This is a genomic window from Burkholderia cepacia ATCC 25416 (assembly GCF_001411495.1).
GTDB classification, from domain to species: domain Bacteria; phylum Pseudomonadota; class Gammaproteobacteria; order Burkholderiales; family Burkholderiaceae; genus Burkholderia; species Burkholderia cepacia.
Genome location: NZ_CP012981.1, coordinates 477,349 through 494,374 on the forward strand (window position 1 = coordinate 477,349; position 17,026 = coordinate 494,374).

The 17,026-nt window shown below is 63.4% G+C and carries 11 protein-coding genes; 3 read left to right on the top strand and 8 right to left on the bottom strand.

Annotated elements, in window-relative coordinates:
* Window positions 1-36: 36 nt before the first annotated feature.
* The gene (locus APZ15_RS02210; RefSeq protein ID WP_027789049.1) at window positions 37-375 is read right to left on the bottom strand and encodes a P-II family nitrogen regulator; all 339 of its coding nucleotides are present in this window, start codon (window positions 373-375) and stop codon (window positions 37-39) included.
* Between the two features lie 355 nt (window positions 376-730).
* Here APZ15_RS02210 and APZ15_RS02215 point away from each other — a divergent pair, with 355 nt between their 5' ends.
* On the top strand, window positions 731-982 hold the full coding sequence (locus APZ15_RS02215; protein WP_006489451.1) for an accessory factor UbiK family protein: 252 nt from the start codon (window positions 731-733) through the stop codon (window positions 980-982).
* 406 nt (window positions 983-1,388) lie between these two features.
* Window positions 1,389-2,993 carry a YifB family Mg chelatase-like AAA ATPase gene (locus APZ15_RS02220; protein WP_027789048.1) on the top strand — a complete coding sequence of 535 codons (1,605 nt, stop codon included), beginning with the start codon at window positions 1,389-1,391 and terminating at the stop codon, window positions 2,991-2,993.
* A gap of 332 nt (window positions 2,994-3,325) precedes the next feature.
* Here APZ15_RS02220 and APZ15_RS02225 read toward each other — a convergent pair whose 3' ends face one another.
* Entirely contained in the window at window positions 3,326-3,898 is a 573-nt protein-coding gene (locus APZ15_RS02225; protein WP_027789047.1) for a hypothetical protein, read from the bottom strand.
* A 160-nt stretch (window positions 3,899-4,058) separates the two neighbouring features.
* Between APZ15_RS02225 and APZ15_RS02230 the strand changes: the two genes are divergently transcribed.
* Entirely contained in the window at window positions 4,059-4,595 is a 537-nt protein-coding gene (locus APZ15_RS02230) for a TlpA disulfide reductase family protein (protein WP_027789046.1), read from the top strand.
* Between the two features lie 97 nt (window positions 4,596-4,692).
* Here the strand turns inward: APZ15_RS02230 and APZ15_RS02235 are convergent, their stop codons facing one another.
* The 6 genes from APZ15_RS02235 to APZ15_RS02255 form a co-directional block, all read right to left on the bottom strand.
* The gene (locus tag APZ15_RS02235) at window positions 4,693-6,048 is read right to left on the bottom strand and encodes a sigma-54-dependent transcriptional regulator (protein WP_027789045.1); all 1,356 of its coding nucleotides are present in this window, start codon (window positions 6,046-6,048) and stop codon (window positions 4,693-4,695) included.
* Between the two features lie 93 nt (window positions 6,049-6,141).
* Window positions 6,142-8,151, bottom strand: coding sequence for a sensor histidine kinase (locus tag APZ15_RS02240; RefSeq protein WP_027789044.1), 2,010 nt, complete (start codon window positions 8,149-8,151; stop codon window positions 6,142-6,144).
* A 4-nt stretch (window positions 8,152-8,155) separates the two neighbouring features.
* A complete protein-coding gene (locus APZ15_RS02245; protein WP_027789043.1) occupies window positions 8,156-9,445 on the bottom strand; it encodes a dicarboxylate/amino acid:cation symporter in 1,290 nt (429 codons plus the stop codon).
* A gap of 2,046 nt (window positions 9,446-11,491) precedes the next feature.
* Window positions 11,492-12,190 (bottom strand): hypothetical protein, encoded by a 699-nt coding sequence (locus tag APZ15_RS40655; protein ID WP_136473099.1) that lies wholly within the window; start codon window positions 12,188-12,190, stop codon window positions 11,492-11,494.
* A 33-nt stretch (window positions 12,191-12,223) separates the two neighbouring features.
* On the bottom strand, window positions 12,224-14,788 hold the full coding sequence (locus APZ15_RS42070) for a peptidoglycan DD-metalloendopeptidase family protein (protein WP_027789042.1): 2,565 nt from the start codon (window positions 14,786-14,788) through the stop codon (window positions 12,224-12,226).
* A gap of 17 nt (window positions 14,789-14,805) precedes the next feature.
* Window positions 14,806-16,884 carry a type VI secretion system Vgr family protein gene (locus APZ15_RS02255; protein WP_027789041.1) on the bottom strand — a complete coding sequence of 693 codons (2,079 nt, stop codon included), beginning with the start codon at window positions 16,882-16,884 and terminating at the stop codon, window positions 14,806-14,808.
* Between the last annotated feature and the right edge of the window lie 142 nt (window positions 16,885-17,026).

Sequence of the window (17,026 nt, forward strand, 5' to 3'; positions counted from 1 at the left end):
TTGGGTTTCCTCTTGTCGCTTGTCTTGTCTGTTCTGTTACAGCGCGTCTGCGCCCGTCTCCCCGGTGCGAATCCGGATCACCTGTTCGATCGCCGTGACGAAGATCTTGCCGTCGCCGATCTTGCCGGTGCGCGCGGCCCGCTCGATCGCCTCGACCGCCTGGTCGACGAGATCGTCGGACACCGCTGCCTCGATCTTCATCTTCGGCAGGAAATCGACCACGTATTCGGCGCCGCGATACAGCTCGGTGTGCCCCTTCTGGCGGCCGAACCCTTTTACCTCGGTCACCGTGATTCCCGAGACGCCAAGCGCCGACAGCGCCTCGCGCGTCTCATCGAGCTTGAACGGCTTGATGATTGCGGTAATGAGTTTCATGAAGTCCTCTCGCTGAGTTGTCCCGTCGAATTGGTTGGAATGTTGTAACGGACTCTCCTCAGCAACTCGCATGCCATGTCGGTTCGAGCACCGTTTCGAAGGGCTTCATCAAGGGGTCGCATCCCGCGATGTAAGGTGCGCAAGCCCGGCCGAATGGCCAACGCGGGCCGCTTTGCTGGCGCGGCGAAAGGAACGTTGCTAGAGTGCACGCACGTCCCGGGTCACCGGGCCATTCACCCATGCCGGCGCCATGCCCGGAATTCGCGCCCCCGGCGCACCATTTCCGGTCATGCGTGCATCATGGGCACGTACGCAACTGAAGATGCACATTTTTTGTGCAAGGAAGGGGAATCACATGAAGCAACCCAGCGACGTTTTCAACGATCTGCAGTCGCGCGTCAGCGATCTGCTGAAAAACTCGCCGGCCAAGGACGTCGAGCGCAACGTGAAGGCCATGCTGTCGCAAGGCTTTTCGAAACTCGACCTCGTCACGCGCGAGGAATTCGACACGCAGGCGCAAGTGCTCGCCCGCACCCGTGTGCGCCTCGAGGAACTCGAAAAGCGCGTCGCCGAACTCGAGCAGAAGCTCGCCGCGCCGCAAGCCTGACGCCCCACCCGGCCTCAAGGTCCGGGCACGGGCCGCCTCGTGCGGCCCGTGCCCGCCAGCCCCGAAAACCTGAAACCCTGAAGTCGCGCTACCGCGCTTCGTCGTAAGTCGTTCTCCGCAGCACCCCCGCTCTTCGCTGTCCCTCGCTCTTCGCTGTCCCTCGCTCTTCGCTGTCCCTCGCTCTTCGCTGTCCCTCGCTCTTCGCTGCCCCTCGCTCTTCGCTGCCCCTCGCTCTTCGCTGCCCCTCGCTCTTCGCTGCACCCCGTTCTTCGCAGCACCCCGTTCTTCGCAGTCCCTCGTTCTTTTCCCGCGCCACGCCGGCAAGCGCGCACCGATTCCTCCGATTCCCGCGGCATGCGGCCACGAACGGCCGTCGCCCGTCCGTCTTGTTTACAGGAGCCTCGCCATGTCGCTCGCCGTGGTGCGCAGTCGCGCGCCGGCCTCCGGCCGTGCGCCGGACGTCACCGTCGAAGTCCATCTCGCCAACGGGCTGCCGTCGTTCTCGATCGTCGGCCTGCCCGATCTCGAGGTCCGCGAAAGCCGCGAGCGCGTGCGTGCCGCGCTGCAGAACTGCGGCTTCGAATTCCCCGTACGCCGCATCACCGTCAACCTCGCGCCGGCCGACCTGCCGAAGGAGTCGGGTCGGTTCGACCTGCCGATCGCGCTCGGCATCCTCGCCGCGAACGGCCAGATCCCGGCCGACGCGCTGGCCGGCCGCGAATTCGCGGGCGAACTGTCGCTGACCGGCGCGCTGCGGCCGATGCGCGGCGCGTTCGCGATGGCGTGCGGGGTCGCGCGGGACTGGCAGGTCGCGGAAAGCGGTGCGGCTTCCGGTTCGGGCAACGGTGATCAACGGGCCGCCCCCGATCCGGCCGCCGTCGCGTCAAACGCTCCCGAGCTGTACCTGCCGCTCGCCAGCGCCGCCGAGGCGGCGCTCGTGCCGGGCGTCACCGTGTTCGGTGCGCCGGACCTGCCCGCGCTGTGCGCCCACCTCGCCGGGGCGCCCGACGCCCGGCTCGCACCGGTCGCGGCGCCATGCCTCGACGGCCTGCCGGTGCCGGCCGCCCCCGATCTCGCCGACGTGGTCGGCCAGCGCGGTGCCCGCCGCGCGCTGGAAGTCGCGGCCGCGGGCGGCCATCACATGCTGATGATCGGGCCGCCGGGCGCCGGCAAGTCGATGCTGGCCGCACGGCTGCCGGGCCTCCTGCCGCCGCTGACCGACGACGAGGCGCTGACGTCGGCGGCGCTCCTCTCCGCGAGCCGCCTCGGCTTTTCACCGGCACAGTGGCGCCGGCGGCCGTTCCGTGCGCCGCATCATTCGTCGAGCGCCGCCGCACTGGTCGGCGGCCGCAACCCGCCGCAGCCGGGCGAAATCACGCTCGCCCATCTCGGCGTGCTGTTTCTCGACGAGCTCCCGGAATTCGACCGGCACGTGCTCGAAATGCTGCGCGAGCCGCTGGAAGCCGGCCGCATCACGATCTCGCGCGCGGCGCAGCAGGCCGACTTCCCGGCCGCATGCCAGCTGATCGCCGCGATGAATCCCTGCCCGTGCGGCTGGCACGGCGATCCGTCCGGACGCTGCCGCTGCACGCCGGACGTCGCCGCCCGCTACCTGCGCAAGCTGTCGGGGCCGCTCGTCGATCGCATCGACATCCAGATCGACCTGCCCGCGCTGTCGCCGGCCGAACTCGCGTCGCGCGCGACGGCGCCCGGCGAGCCGAGTGCCGCGGTGGCCGCACGGGTCGCGCACGCGCGTGCGCTGCAGCTCGACCGGCAGGGCAAGACGAATCACATGCTGAGCGGCCGAGAAACCGACGACCTGTGCCGGCCGACCGACGAAGGCGAGCGGTTGCTGCGCGAGGCCGGCGAGCGTTTCGGCTGGTCGGCGCGCGCGTATTTCCGCGTGCTGAAGGTCGCACGGACGATCGCCGACCTGGCCGGCGACCCGCTGCCGACGGCCGCGCAGATCGCCGAGGCGATCCGCTACCGGCGCGCGCTCACGGCGCTGTGAGCGTCCTCGGAGGACAAAATCCGGCTGTCAAGACTTGACTTATGCACAATTCCACGAATCCGGCCCCGGATCGGGGCTCGGCGGGACCTTTGCAGCACGGAATCCGTATCTCGTTGTTTTGATTGACTTTTCCCAAAACACGAGCGAGCGACCAAACGGGCCGGAAGGCCGTCCCGCGCGGCTTGGCAGGAAATTCGGGCAACTTTTCAACAAAGTTATCCACATGCGCTGTGGATAGCCGAAAAAACCTCGCAAAATCCGGCGACTAGCGCCGAAAGTTGCGAACGAACTTTCAGTTGTCAGGAGGCGTCCCGGCGCCCTCGCCGAGGCCGTCAGTCGAGCTTGAACGACCCGAAAAACTGGTCGAGCTGCTCCTGGGCAAGCGGCCCGTCGGCAATCACGACGGCCTGGTACGCATGCCGGCCGCGCGCGGCAAGCCGCGCGACGATCGTCTTGCGGGCGCGATCGCCGCCGGCGGCCGCGCCCGCTATGCGCAGCTCGAGCCCGTTCACCGCGCCGCCGGCCGCAAGCGGCACCGGCACCGCGGCCGTCTGCGGCGCGCCGTCGAGGTTGCGCGACAGCCCGGTGCGCAGGAACTCGAGCGCCGCGCGGCGCGTGTCGTCGCTGTCGTCCGGCAGCGTCAGCGTGCCGACCGCGAACACCGCGCCGTCCACGTGCGCGGCCTGCATCCGCATCGGCATCGACGCGCCGCCGATCGCCACCGGCTGCTGCTCGACAGTCGGCTTCGCCGGCAGGTCGACGGTGTAGCCGGCGTCGTTGTGCAGCGTGCGCCAGTCATACGACGGCGAGCACGCGGCCAGCGCGACGCTCATGCACGCGAGCGCGGCGAAGTGTCGCAGCGGATGAAAAAGGGGGCGCAACGAATCGGTGACTTCCTTCGGCATGGCGTGGAGCGGGCAGGCAAAACGGGCATTATCCGCCGAACGTGAATTCCGGGATGCGTGGCCGCCGTCGGTGCACATCCCGCATTCGCGCTAAAATGAGCGCCGAATTTCGATGTCCTTTGCTTCGATCCGCGTCATCGACCGACTCCGAGAGCACCAGATGAACACCACGCCTCCCGCCCGGCGCAGCGCCGGACCCGTCCGCTACATCGTCGCCGCCGCCGTCGTCGCGGCGATCGCCGTGGCCGGCTTCTTCGCGTTCAACGGCAAGTCCACCGTGCCGGACGCCACGTTCACGCTGCTGTCGGGCCAGAAGGTCTCGACCGCAGGCGACCTGAAAGGGAAGGTCTATCTCGTGAACTTCTGGGCGACGAGCTGCGCGACCTGCATGCAGGAAATGCCGCAGATGGTCGATACCTATAATCGCTTCAAGGGTCAGGGGCTGGAATTCGTCGCGGTCGCGATGAACTACGATCCGCCGATGTACGTCGCGAACTACGCGCAAACGCGCCAGCTGCCGTTCAAGGTCGCGCTCGACGACGGCAGCGTCGCGAAGCAGTTCGGCAACGTGCAGCTCACGCCGACGACCTTCGTCGTCGACAAGGACGGCAAGATTCTGAAGCGCTACGTCGGCGCACCGCAGTTCGCGGAGCTCGACGCACTGCTCAAGAAGGCACTCGACAGCAACGCGGCCTGAGCGCCGCCCGATCCGGCTCGAAGGGCCGCGCGCCGCGCCCTTCTCCGCACGACGGACCGCACGACCGGGCAACCCGGTTCTGCGGTCCGTTCGCTTTTCAGCGCTCGGTTTCGCCTTTCGCCGACAGCCCGTAGCGTTTCATCTTCTCGTACAGCGTCGCCTTGCCGACATGCAGCCGGTCGGCCGTCGCGGCAACCGCGCCGCCCGTCTGGTTCAGCGCCTCGGCGATCACCGCACGCTCGAATTGCTCGATGCGCTCCTTCAGCGTCTGCTCGTTGTCGGCGTCGCCGCCGTTCGCGCCCGTCTCCTGCGGCATGTCGGCCACGCCGAGCACGAAGCGGTCGGCCGCGTTGCGCAGCTCGCGCACGTTGCCGGGCCAGTCGCGCTGCATCAGGCTCGCGCGCTGCCGGTCGGTCAGCACCGGCGCCGGCCGCGCGTAACGCACGGCCGCATCGAGCATGAAGTGCTCGAACAGCGGCACGATGTCCTCGCGGCGCTCGGCAAGCGGCGGCAGCGCGATCGTCACGACGTTGAGCCGGTACAGCAGGTCGCGCCGGAACGTGCCGGCCGCGACGAGCTCGCTCATGTCGCCCTTCGCGGCCGCGACGACGCGGCAGTTCACGCGGATCGGCTGGTTCGAGCCGAGGCGCTCCAGCACGCCGTCCTGCAGCACGCGCAGCAGCTTCACCTGCAGCGCGAGCGGCATGCTTTCGATTTCATCGAGGAACAAGGTGCCGCCGGATGCGTACTCGAGCTTGCCGACCCGGCGCTTCGCGGCGCCGGTGAACGCGCCGGGCTCGTAGCCGAACATCTCCGATTCGAACATCGGCTCGGGCAGCGCGCCGCAGTTCACCGCGATGAACGGCTTGTCGCGACGCGGCGACAGTTCGTGCAGGCTGCGCGCGATCAGCTCCTTGCCGGCACCCGTGTCGCCGTTGATCAGCACCGACGCGTCGGTCGGCGCGACGTTCGCGATCAGCTTGCGCACCTGCTCGATCGCGGGGCTGCGGCCGATGATGCGCGGCGCGACCACGTTCTGCCCGGCCAGCTCGCGCCGCAGCGCGTGGTTCTCGAGCACGAGCTCGCGCCGCTCGAGCGCACGGCGCACCGTCTCGATCAGGCGCTCGGCCGCGAACGGTTTTTCGATGAAGTCGTACGCGCCGTCGCGCATCGCCTGCACGGCCATCGAGATGTCGCCGTGCCCCGTGACGAGAATCACGGGCACGTCGGGCACGCGCTCGCGGCACTGCGCGAGCACGTCGAGCCCGCTCGCGCCGGGCAGCCGGATGTCGCTGACGATCGCGCCGGCGGTATCCGCGACGATCGCCTTCTCGGCTGCCTCGGCCGACTCGAAGCCGGCGACGTCGAACCCCGCCAGCTGAAGGCTCTGCACGCTTGCCCGGCGAACGAGCGCATCGTCTTCGATATAGATCACTTGCAGGCGGTTGGCCATCGTACTCACTTGCTCCTGACGGCCGCGCGGCGGCAGCGCGCGCGGCGGCGTTGATACCGATCGTGCACCGATCGGGCGGGCGGCATGGCGCGCCTAGCGCGAGCCCGCCGGCTCGGACACGGAGTCCGGATGATGCGTGCGGGCGCGCCGCAGCGTCAAGACGAACAGCGCGCCGCCCGACGGCGCGTTGCGCGCGGTCAGCGCCCCGCCCGCGTCGCTCGCGATCGACGACGAGATCGCGAGCCCGAGCCCCAGCCCGCGCCCCATTTCCTTGGTCGTGAAGAACGGCTCGAACAGGCGCGGCAGCAGGTCGGGCGCAATGCCGCAGCCGTTGTCGCGCACCTCGATCGCGAGCGTCGCCGCCGACACCCCGATCGTCACCTCGATCGCCGGCGCCGCCACGCCGGCGACCGCGTCGAGCGCGTTGCCGAGCAGGTTGATCAGCACCTGTTCGAGGCGCAGGTCCTCGCAGCGCGCGACGAGCTCGGGATAGTCGCGCGCCAGGTCGAGCGGCGCATCGTGCGCGGGCGACACGGTCGCATCCTGCAACGTCAGCGTGAGCGCAACGCCGCGCAGGCGCTCGTCGAGCAACGACAGCACGCTGCGCAGCGCGCGCACGACGAGCGCCTGCTCGTTGCGCGGCTTCGCGCGGCCGACGAACAGCTTCAGCTGGTTCGTGATCTTGCCCATCCGCTCCGTGAGCGCGGCGATCGCCTCGAGGTTCTCGCGCGCAGCTGCCTGCTCGCCGCGATCGAGCAGCACACGCGTGTTGTCCGAGAAACTGCGCAGCGCCGCGAGCGGCTGGTTCAGTTCGTGCGTGATGCCGGCCGCCATCTGGCCAAGCGCGGCGAGCTTGCTCGCCTGGATCAGTTCGTCGTGCGCGGCGCGCAGTTCCTGTTCCGCGCGGATCCGGTCGCCGACCTCCTTCTGCAGTTGCTCGTTCGCTTCCGACAGGTCGGCCGTGCGCTCTTCGACGCGCCGGTTCAACTCCGCGTAAGCCTGCTGCAGCAGCGCGCGGCCGCGAATCATTTCGCGCACGCGCGCGCGGCGCATCCGCCAGTAGAACGCGAGCAGCGCGACCGACACGAAGCCGAAGCCCGTGACGATCGTCGCGTTGCGCGCGTCGGCGTCGACGGGCGCGATCGGCGCCAGCGTGACGAGCAGCCAGTCGGGCTCGCCGATCCGGCGCTTGCTCGCGAGGTAGCGCGGCGCGCGCAGGCCCGCGCCGAGACGCACGATCTCCGCATCGGGGCCCAGCACCTGCTCGATGCGCAGCGGCAACGGCGTGACGGGCTGCTGCGCGTACTGGCGCGTCTCGTAGATCGATGCGGCGACGGGCCCCGTGAGCGGCCGCAGCGTGTGGTACTTCCAGGCGGGCACCGACGACAGGAACACGACGCCGTGGTCGTCCGCGACGACGAGCGGTTCGGACGCATCGGCGCCCTGGAACCACTCGAGGTTGAGCTTCACGACGACGACGCCCGCGATCCTGCCGTCGCGCCACACGGGCTGCGAGATGTAGTAGCCGGGATCGCGCGAGATCGTGCCGATCCCGAAGAAGCGGCCGACCTGGCCGTTCATCGCATCGAGGAAATACGGGCGGAAGCGGTATTCGATCCCGACGAAGCTGTCGGGTGCGCGCCAGTTGCTGGCGGCGACACACAGGCCGTCCGCGCCGATCACGTAGGTGACGGTCGCGTGCGCGTGTTCGTTGAGGTCTTCGAGATAGCGGTTGACGCGTGCGGTGTAGTCGGTGCGCTTCGGCTCGGCGAGCAGGTCCTGCACGTACGGATGGCTGCCGAGCAGATAAGGCAGCGATTCGTAGCGGTCGAGCGTGCTCTTGAGCGCGTTGGTGGTGCGGTCGACGCGCACCGCGGCGTTGCGCTGCAACTCTGCGACGCCGCGCCGCCAGGTGATCGTCCACGTCAGCGTGCACGCCGCGGCGAGCGCGGCGGCAAGCACGACGAGAATGAGCAGGCGGCGCGTCACGGTCGAGGCTTCCTGGCGATGCGGATCGCCTATTGTGTCATAGGCCTCCACCTGCCCGCCCTGGCCGCCGCGGGCCGCACCGCCCACGGGCGATGCCGCCGCCTGCTCCTTCATGACGTCAGACGCCGGCCGTCTCGGTCGGCGTGACTTCGCCGCCGCCCTTCAGCGCCTGGCGCAGCTTGTTGCGGTCGAGTTCCTTCTCCCATGCCGACACGACGACCGTCGCGACGCCGTTGCCGACGATGTTGGTCAGCGCACGGCATTCGCTCATGAAGCGGTCGATGCCGAGGATCAGCACCATGCCCGACAGCGGGATCGTCGGCACGACGGCGAGCGTCGCGGCGAGCGTGATGAAGCCCGCGCCGGTGACGCCGCTCGCGCCCTTCGACGTCAGCATCGCGACCGCGAGCAGCGTGAGCTGCTGCATCCACGTCAGTTCGATGTTGGTCGCCTGCGCGATGAACAGCACGGCCATCGTCATGTAGATGTTGGTGCCGTCGAGGTTGAACGAATAGCCGGTCGGCACGACGAGGCCGACGACCGAACGCGAGCAGCCGGCCTTCTCGAGCTTTTTCATCAGCTGCGGCAGCGCGGCTTCCGACGAGCTCGTGCCGAGCACGATCAGCAGCTCTTCCTTGATGTAGGACACGAAGCGGATGATCGAGAAGCCCGTGACACGAGCGATCGTGCCGAGCACGACGAGCACGAACACGACCGACGTCAGGTAGAACGTGCCGATCAGCTTGAGCAGCGGCACCAGCGAGCCGACGCCGTACTTGCCGATCGTGAACGCCATCGCGCCGAACGCGCCGATCGGTGCCAGCTTCGTGACGATGTGCACGATGCCGAACAGCACGCGCGTGAGCCCGTCGATGAAGTCGGTGACGACCTTGCCGCGCTCGCCGAGGTGCGCGAGCACGCTGCCGAACAGCAGTGCGATCAGCAGGATCTGCAGGATCTCGCCCTGCGCGAACGCATCGACCATCGTGTTCGGGATGATGTGCATCAGGAAGTCGACCGTCGACTGCCCGTGCGCCTTCGCCGCGTACGACGCGACGGCCTTGCCGTCGAGCGTCGCCGGATCGATGTTGAAGCCGACGCCCGGACGCAGGATGTGCGTGGCCGCGAGGCCGAGCACCAGCGCGAAGGTCGACACGATCTCGAAGTACAGGAGTGCCTTGCCGCCGACGCGGCCCACCTTCTTCATGTCCTCCATGCCGGCGATGCCGGTGACGACCGTACAGAAGATGATCGGGCCGATGACCATCTTGATCAGCTTGATGAAGCCGTCGCCGAGCGGCTTCATGTCGGTGGCGATCGACGGGTAGAAATGGCCGAGGATCACGCCGACGATGATGGCGAAGATCACCTGCACATAGAGCACTTTGTAGAAGGGTTTCTTCTTCACGATGGTTCCTGCTGAAGTAGATGAGCCGATGGAAACGGCGTCACACGCGCGGACGAATGTCAGGGGAAACAAATCGCCCGCGCGGCTGCCGTGCCGCAACAAGCGATGCCTCAGGACGTCCGGAGGGGGAGGAAGGCAGTGGTCATCGATTGTCTCCTTGCTTGCTGTAGTAGTTCGGCCGGGGGGTTGGCCGTGCGCTTTATATCGCAAGGTCGATGCCAGGTTTCCGTAACCCCTCAAACCGTTGTTTTCATTGTATTTCTCATAATGCGGCAGGCAAGGAAATCCGGCTTTCCGGATTTCCGGAAAATATCCGTCCGGGGATTCGGACGGATTGGCGCATTCTTCTGATTAATCAGTGCTGCACGGCCTCGCCCGCCAGCAGGCCCGTCTGCGCATAAAACTCCTGTCGCACGAACGCAGCGCACTCGCGACTCGATTCCACCTCCATCCTTGTTTCCCTTATCGGAGGCCCCCCGACGGGGTGAGCTTTCTCGCGGGGCCGACAGATCTGTATCGCACACCGTCAAAGCGGTAACTTTGGGCCGCTATAAACCCCGCGTTACCCCATCGGATTTCTACGTCTCGCATTCCATGCGAGACACTAGACTTGCCCTCGACAGAGTAGCCCCCTGCGTCCAAAACCACTTTGCCAGCATGACCGTTTCTCGAGTGCACGATCCACATGGGTCCAAGAGCAGCTCCCCATCCGCATGCATCCTTCGTGGTGAATAGAAATGCTTTTCCCTTGTCATCCAAATTGATGGGCTCACCTACTAAACGGCAACCTAAAGATTTGTATACAGAAAATGATCTATGAGCAGCAACCTCCCTCATCAGATCATGATTTTGATTTGTCATCCCATCATCTTCCACAGTGTGATAAACCTCCCCCGCGGTCACTGCGGAAGCATAAAATATAACAGCGACAAGCACACTCCATCTCAAAAGGACAGTCACGACTTACTCCACGATGTCTTTACATATATTACCTAAGAACAAGTCAGAATACGGCATCACATCTCTTTCTGAGATTTGACGCCCACCCAAGCTTAACCCCGGTCCGTCGTGGTGAACAGCGTACATCATCAAATACAGCTCTCGTCCCGAATAGCGAGATTTAACCATTTTCATGTTATCCAACGTGCGCCTAACGAGTGCATCTGCGTTCGCCCTTGCATCGAATCTCTGCTCGTTGGTAAGAAGACCATACGATCGCCCGGTGCGATCAACAAATTGCCCCAGGTCTGTGGTACCGCCGCTAGTCAGTTTGACTTGCCATCACGCATTGCCCACCCTGTCTAAGGCGAAGACCTTGGGCAATTCGACTGGATTTTCCTTGGCGGCTCGCCCCCCCTCTAGCACAGCCAGAACATAGATCTGTGGAAAAGCGCCGTTCTTGGGACCGCTGGCCGCAAGCTATAGATTTCGAGAGTTTTTCAAATTGATAAAACCATTGGAAATGCAAGAAAACGCCGCCTTTCGAAGTTTACTCAGAGCCCCCTCAACCACCCATTTAGTGGCATGACATGGCACTGACACCTACCAAACAAAAGGATATTTTATTCGTCGCGATGCCCCCTCCAACCTCGACATGCGCACTCTAATTGAGCGCACATATTTATTAATAAAACCCATCACCTCGTCGAATTCGTCCTCATTAGCCAATACAACGACCTGAGCTTCCCATGAAATTTCGCCTTCCAAGAGATCGCGTACAAACTCGATGAAAATTTGGCGTGCAAACCATTTACTGCGTCAGCCTACCCTTCAGGATGGGTATCTTCCCTGCGATACCGATGAGAAATCGCTCACATAAAATTGCTTTCGCCACCTTATCGATGGGGAATCATCCCATGCGCAACCCATGACCTGATAAACGTCATCAGCAGTAGAACCGTATCGCGAATCTTTAATTAATATTCTCAAATGATCAACAAATTATTTACCAAAACCCCTTATGAACGATTTACCGCCAAAGAGCCTCCCATAGGCGGCCATGGTTTGCTTGGGTTCGATCAACTTGAAGTCAGGAACGAGGTCAAGTTAGTTTCCCGGGCCTCGTTCTTGGTCGCAATCCTCTGTCCCATTCATGTACCTCTGCGCTTTCTCCGGGGAGACATCTTTTAGCCTGTCAACCTCGTTACAACGGGAGTCAGGAGTACAGGTCATTAAAGATATTTCATATACATCATCGATTGGAATGAACCCCATAGCACCAAGCAAGATCAATCTATCGTTTTTTACCTGATAACTATAACGCATCGATTGCACGTCCCCACTACCGCTTTCTATTGAAAATATTCCACCGCATTTTGTTTTAGAACGATAAAGCCTTGGCGCCTCACCAATGTATCGGTACAATCTTTTCTTCCGATCAAAAACCCAATACCACATACCGTCACCCGACCGTCCACCACCATTTGCCACTCCAAGGCCGCGCCCACCATCATCTTTTAATTCAATATCAGAATCAATACTTATAGAGTAAGCCCGATTTTCGACAATAAATTTATAGTTCTGCCTATTTTTCCCGGTAAGCATGCTAATAGAGACGCGACCTCCATCATCGCTACCACAATACTCAACCTTCACCGTAGATACAGCACCCACCGATGTTTCTATGCGAACCTCCTTCAGATCGCTATAAACACACCTCTCAGATGCAGACGATGGGGTAGAAAATATAAATGACAAAAAAATAACAATGAAAGATACTTGCAGAGCAGTCAATTTAGCCTTCATAGACACATCCCAATTCGCAACAAATTCTCCGCATCACTGAAGTGCATCGCAAATAACCTTCTTTGCCGTCTCAACCCGTGCTCGCCTTGCCGGGAACGTAGGGATATCGTAGCGATTGATCTTCATGGACACGGCATCTGAAGTCACCGCAGAGATTGTATCGGGGCTTTCAGGATCACATGCAGGGCTAATCTTTTTACCCATCCAGAACATCCCACCAACATCGATGGGGTTGTATTCATTTCCCGATTGGCGGGCCGAAATCCTCTGCGGATTATTTATCACGGCCGGGCGTATTGTTGATAGCCTCGGAGTGCTCCACCAACCATTGACACTCCACCAACTCGCGTCAAACGATGTGGCGTGCAACCAACCACGGTAAACCCAGTAGCTGGCATAGTTCGCCCGCCCGGTAATTTGCAGGCTGCCTCGCCCTCGAAATTTAATTCCATCGCCAGTCCCGCTTGGGGAGTACTCATTACCCAAGTCATTATTTATTTTTTCATAGCCTTGACTGGCCAAAAATTTCAAATAACCATCTGGCCCACGGAAATAATCAGCATCCGTTTCGTATTGGCGACTTGCAGAGGAATTTCCTTTCTCAGCCATCGTGCCTGACAGGCTGCCAGTTTCGTGCGCCATTTGCCCTATGAAATGACTTCTACGGATGGGACTTTCCCCTAGATACTTCCGCATGCAGAAATTTATCGGGATCAGAAAGCGGTCAACGTCAGCGCTTCTTGCATTCGGCAATGCTCTTGCCAGCTCAGTTTTACAAAGCCACCCGCATTTCTTGAAAACGTCGATAAACTTCATCGGATGAACGTGATAGTGCTCCTTCTCGAGTGTCAGCCCTTTCGCCACCGCGTCCTCCCAAAACGCCAAGGCATGGTGATGGCGCTTGAGCCTTTCATACGCCGGGTCGCCCAGACACACCGGGAACAGGATATTGGCGATCGGGTTCTGCCCTTCGACACCTTTCAGCCAGTCCCAGCGCTTGTCGAAGTCATCGCGCGCCCACTCGGAGGGCATCTTGACCACGCAGTAGCTCAAGCGCTCGCGCATTTCGCCGGTCTGCGCTTTAGCGTAGGCGCGAATCAGTCGACCACGATATTCGGTAGCGGCGTCGATGGCGGGGGCAGCGCCTTGCGCCACTTCGCCGGAGCCAGGCGAGTCCGGGACGGGGTGCTGCGTTGGGGAGCGGGGCTCGATCAGTTCGAGCAATTGCGTCGAGTCGCAGCGGCTATTGCCGTCGGTATCGTCATCGATAAAGGTCCAGCCCTGCCAGTGGGGAAAGTCGGCGTCGCTGTACACCTTGACACCCGCGCAGTTGAGGTCGACGAAGGCGGTCGCGTTCCCGTCGAGGGCGATCTTGCGGAAGTGCGGCAGGCGGCCCTCGTGCAGGTCCGAGGCAGCAGGCGCGTCGGGCCCAAGGATGCGTCCGAAGCGCAGCATCTCGTAGCCGGCGCTGGGGCATCCCGGGTAGGTGTCCACCGCAGTCTTGTAAAGGTTGTAGCCCCCTTTGGCCTCAGATTCGGTCCCCCTGCGCGCGCCGCCGATATCACGCGTGGTCACGGTAATATCGCCGCGCGCCTCGCTTAGGGTAACGATCAGTGCTTCCTTTGTTCGGCCGATCGGTCGCACGGTCCACTGCGCCCACACCTCGGCGGTCAGGTCATCGGGTGGCGTCGCGGCCGCGCCCCCGTAGACCGCAGGTATCCGGATAGTGCGTTGCGCGTCCGTGGGTAGTGGGAGCGGCTTCGTGGCTGACGCCATCGCAACTTGGTATGCGCCGGTGACTTTCGGCCACCACGTGCCGGCCTGCGCCTCTGTCTTGCCATTGAGCGCGAGAATGCGCGCCGGCGTTGTGCGGAAGCGTTGCGCGACGCTTTCGAGCGTGTCGTTAGCCGCACCCACGGTGGAGTTGAAGGCCCGCACCACATATTTCCGGATTTCGGTACGAGGATTGACCGAGTACAGGGGCGCGCCGGCGGGAACCACGATGTGCATGTCGCCCCAGACACAGCTGCGCCGCCCCTCGGCGACCTCCAGGTCGCCTTCGCTACGCCCCATTAACCGCTCCACGTTCGCTTTGTCTGCGACGATTTCGAAGTGGATACGGTTGGACTTGCCATAGATGTCGCCGGCCTTGCCGATGGGGTCCTTGCGATACACCTTGTCTCCGCTCTTCCAGTCCGCCTTCGCCACAGCGCTCAGGTGCTGGTAGATCGAATAGAACACCACCTCGACACCCTCGCCGATTTCGGTTCGGTGCTTGAGGATGACGACGCCGTTGCTGGTCCAGCCGGCGTAGTAGTAAAGAGGGTTGGCGTCGCGTTCTTCGCCGGTGGGCGTGGTCTTCGGTTTAGGGGCGCTGGGGCGCGCGTACACGATTTCGCCATCGGCGATAGCACGCACCGGCTCCGGATTCGCGTCGCCGCCCGGCGCCTCTAGATGCACGCCACCGTGCCAGCCGAACTGGTGACTGACGGGGAAGGCGCCTTTGCCGCTCTTTTCCCCCAGGCCGAATGTCCCGTCGTTCTGGTCGTCGGCGGTCCGCGGTTTGGGCACGCGCAAGAAAGGAAAGCTGATGAGCATAGGTGGGTTCCTGGAGGTTACTCGGAGAGCGGCAGGTCAGTCGGATCGGTGGGCTCGCCCGGCAGCAGGTTGCCGTCGATGCCGAAGCGATTGCCACGACCAATGCTGTCGCCTGTCAGCGGGCCCTTGAACCGTATCGCCACGGCGTCGAGGGTGATGCCGCAGTCGTCCAGCGTGATCGTGCCGCCGGGGCCGCGCAGGCGGATTACCTCGCCGGCTTGCAACTCAACGACCTTGGTGCGATGCCGAATGGCCTGCCCCGCCTCCAACTCGGCACGCCCCTGCACGCGCTGCGTCAGATGTCCGCCGATATCCATCGTGTGGTTAGCCGCCGTCTTGTCGCGACGATGGTTGCCGACTTCCTCGGTACGGTCCTTGCCCGTGTGGATCGTGTGGTTGCGACCAATGCTCAGGAAGTCGTCCTGCCCGATGTCGTGGCGACGGTCCTGCCCGATGGTGACCTGCTCGTCATGGCCGACCGTCTCCTTGCGGTCGTTACCGATGGCGATGGTTTCGTCGTGTTCCACCTGCTCGCTGCGGTCGTTGCCGACGAACGTGGTTTCGTCGTGATTGACGTGGATGTTCTGGTCCTTCTGCGCGTGGACGTAGATTTCCTCTTGATCCTTCTCGTCCTCGAAGCGCAGTTCGTTGTAGCCCTCGCCCTTGTGCGTCTGGCTCTTGATCGTCATCCGCGTCTTGTGCCGCGGCAGCTCGTACGGCGGCAACTGCAGCCGGTTGTACGCCCGCCCGATGATGAGAGGCTGGTCCGGATCGCCATCCAGGTTGACCACGATCACTTCCTGCCCGATACGTGGGATCGCCATGTGGCCCCAGGTCGCGCCGGCCCAGTTCTGCGCGACCTGGATCCAGCACGAGCTGTGCTCGTCGTGCTTGCCTTCGCGATCCCACGGGAACTGCACCTTTACCCGGCCGTACTCGTCCGTGTAAATCTCTTCGCCTTCGGGGCCGACCACGGTCGCCGGCTGCGGGCCGTCGATGCGCGGGCGCGGCAGCGGCTCGGCGCGCCACTCGGCATCGTCGGGCACCAGCACCGCGTCGTAGCGGTAGTGCGTGCCCTGCTGCGCGTCAGCGCCCTCCTCCGCCTGGCTGGTGGTCTGCACGCCGTGATGCACGATGCTCACCGGGCGCCAGCCGCGGTTCATGTCCTCGCGCGGGTGGCCGGTGAGGTCGAACGCGATGCCGGGTTGCAGGCGCGCATCATCGCCGGTAACCCGCGCGACTCGCGCATCGCGACGGTGACCACGCAGGCGGTCCTGCGTGAAGGCCTTGCCGCTGGCTTCATGCTTGTAGCGGCCCGGGTAGTCGTAGCGCGCGTAGCCACGGCCCTGATGATCGAGGTCCGTCCCCTCGCGCGGGTACTCGTGCGGATAGCGTGGACTCTTGAACGTGTAGTCGCGCTGCACTTGGCGCGCCGTACGCACGTTCTCCGTATAGGCGAAGGTGCGCAGGCAAGGCTGCGGCTGGTCGCCGCCGGGCGTGGGGTTGTAGATCACCGGCTCGCCCTGCTGACGACCGAAGATAAACAGCCGATCGCAGTGGATCAACCGATAACCGTCGGCCTTGTGCTGGAAGGCGTAGAAGAAGCCTTCCTCGCGCAAGATACGTTCGATGAAATCGTAGTCGGTGTCGCCTGCCTGCACGCAATACTCGCGCGCCAGATGCTCGTTGGTGACACGCTGCTCGTAGTCCAGCGTTTGATGGTGTGCCTTGAGCACGGCCGTGGCGATCTCCGGCACGCTCAGGGTCTGGAAAATGCGCCAGTCGGAGGACAGCTTCAAGCACGCCAGGCGCGGCTCGACCACCGCGGAATAGCGAGTGCGTCGAAATCCCGTATCACGCTGAACAAACGACGAGATGGCGCCATGCACGTAACGCACCGGCTGCCCGCCCTGCCAAATCGTGAGCAGGCCGTTACGATCGAGCACCTCGCCAAAGTCGATGGCGGGATTCGCGCTGGCCAATTCAACCTGCAAGAGAAAGGTCTCGGACAGGCCCTCGTGCAGGGTGAACTCGACGACCTCGAATGATTCGTTGCCCGCGGTGAAGGTAAAGCGCAGGTCAGATTGGATAGCCATAGTTAAGCTGCTCGCTGAACGCCCAGCGGCAACGATTAACTATTGCGAGATCCCCGTCTATTGGACGAATCTGAAAATAGCGCTTTCCCCCGACCTGGCCCCCACCATATCCGTGGGTTACCTTGGTCCTATCCGCGACCGA

Bases quoted from the DNA above. Each gene is read 5' to 3' on its own strand.
- APZ15_RS02210 (WP_027789049.1), bottom strand. From the start codon at position 375: ATGAAACTCATTACCGCAATCATCAAGCCGTTCAAGCTCGATGAGACG.
- APZ15_RS02215 (WP_006489451.1), top strand. From the start codon at position 731: ATGAAGCAACCCAGCGACGTTTTCAACGATCTGCAGTCGCGCGTCAGC.
- APZ15_RS02220 (WP_027789048.1), top strand. From the start codon at position 1,389: ATGTCGCTCGCCGTGGTGCGCAGTCGCGCGCCGGCCTCCGGCCGTGCG.
- APZ15_RS02225 (WP_027789047.1), bottom strand. From the start codon at position 3,898: ATGCCGAAGGAAGTCACCGATTCGTTGCGCCCCCTTTTTCATCCGCTG.
- APZ15_RS02230 (WP_027789046.1), top strand. From the start codon at position 4,059: ATGAACACCACGCCTCCCGCCCGGCGCAGCGCCGGACCCGTCCGCTAC.
- APZ15_RS02235 (WP_027789045.1), bottom strand. From the start codon at position 6,048: ATGGCCAACCGCCTGCAAGTGATCTATATCGAAGACGATGCGCTCGTT.
- APZ15_RS02240 (WP_027789044.1), bottom strand. From the start codon at position 8,151: ATGAAGGAGCAGGCGGCGGCATCGCCCGTGGGCGGTGCGGCCCGCGGC.
- APZ15_RS40655 (WP_136473099.1), bottom strand. From the start codon at position 12,190: ATGAAGGCTAAATTGACTGCTCTGCAAGTATCTTTCATTGTTATTTTT.
- APZ15_RS42070 (WP_027789042.1), bottom strand. From the start codon at position 14,788: ATGCTCATCAGCTTTCCTTTCTTGCGCGTGCCCAAACCGCGGACCGCC.
- APZ15_RS02255 (WP_027789041.1), bottom strand. From the start codon at position 16,884: ATGGCTATCCAATCTGACCTGCGCTTTACCTTCACCGCGGGCAACGAA.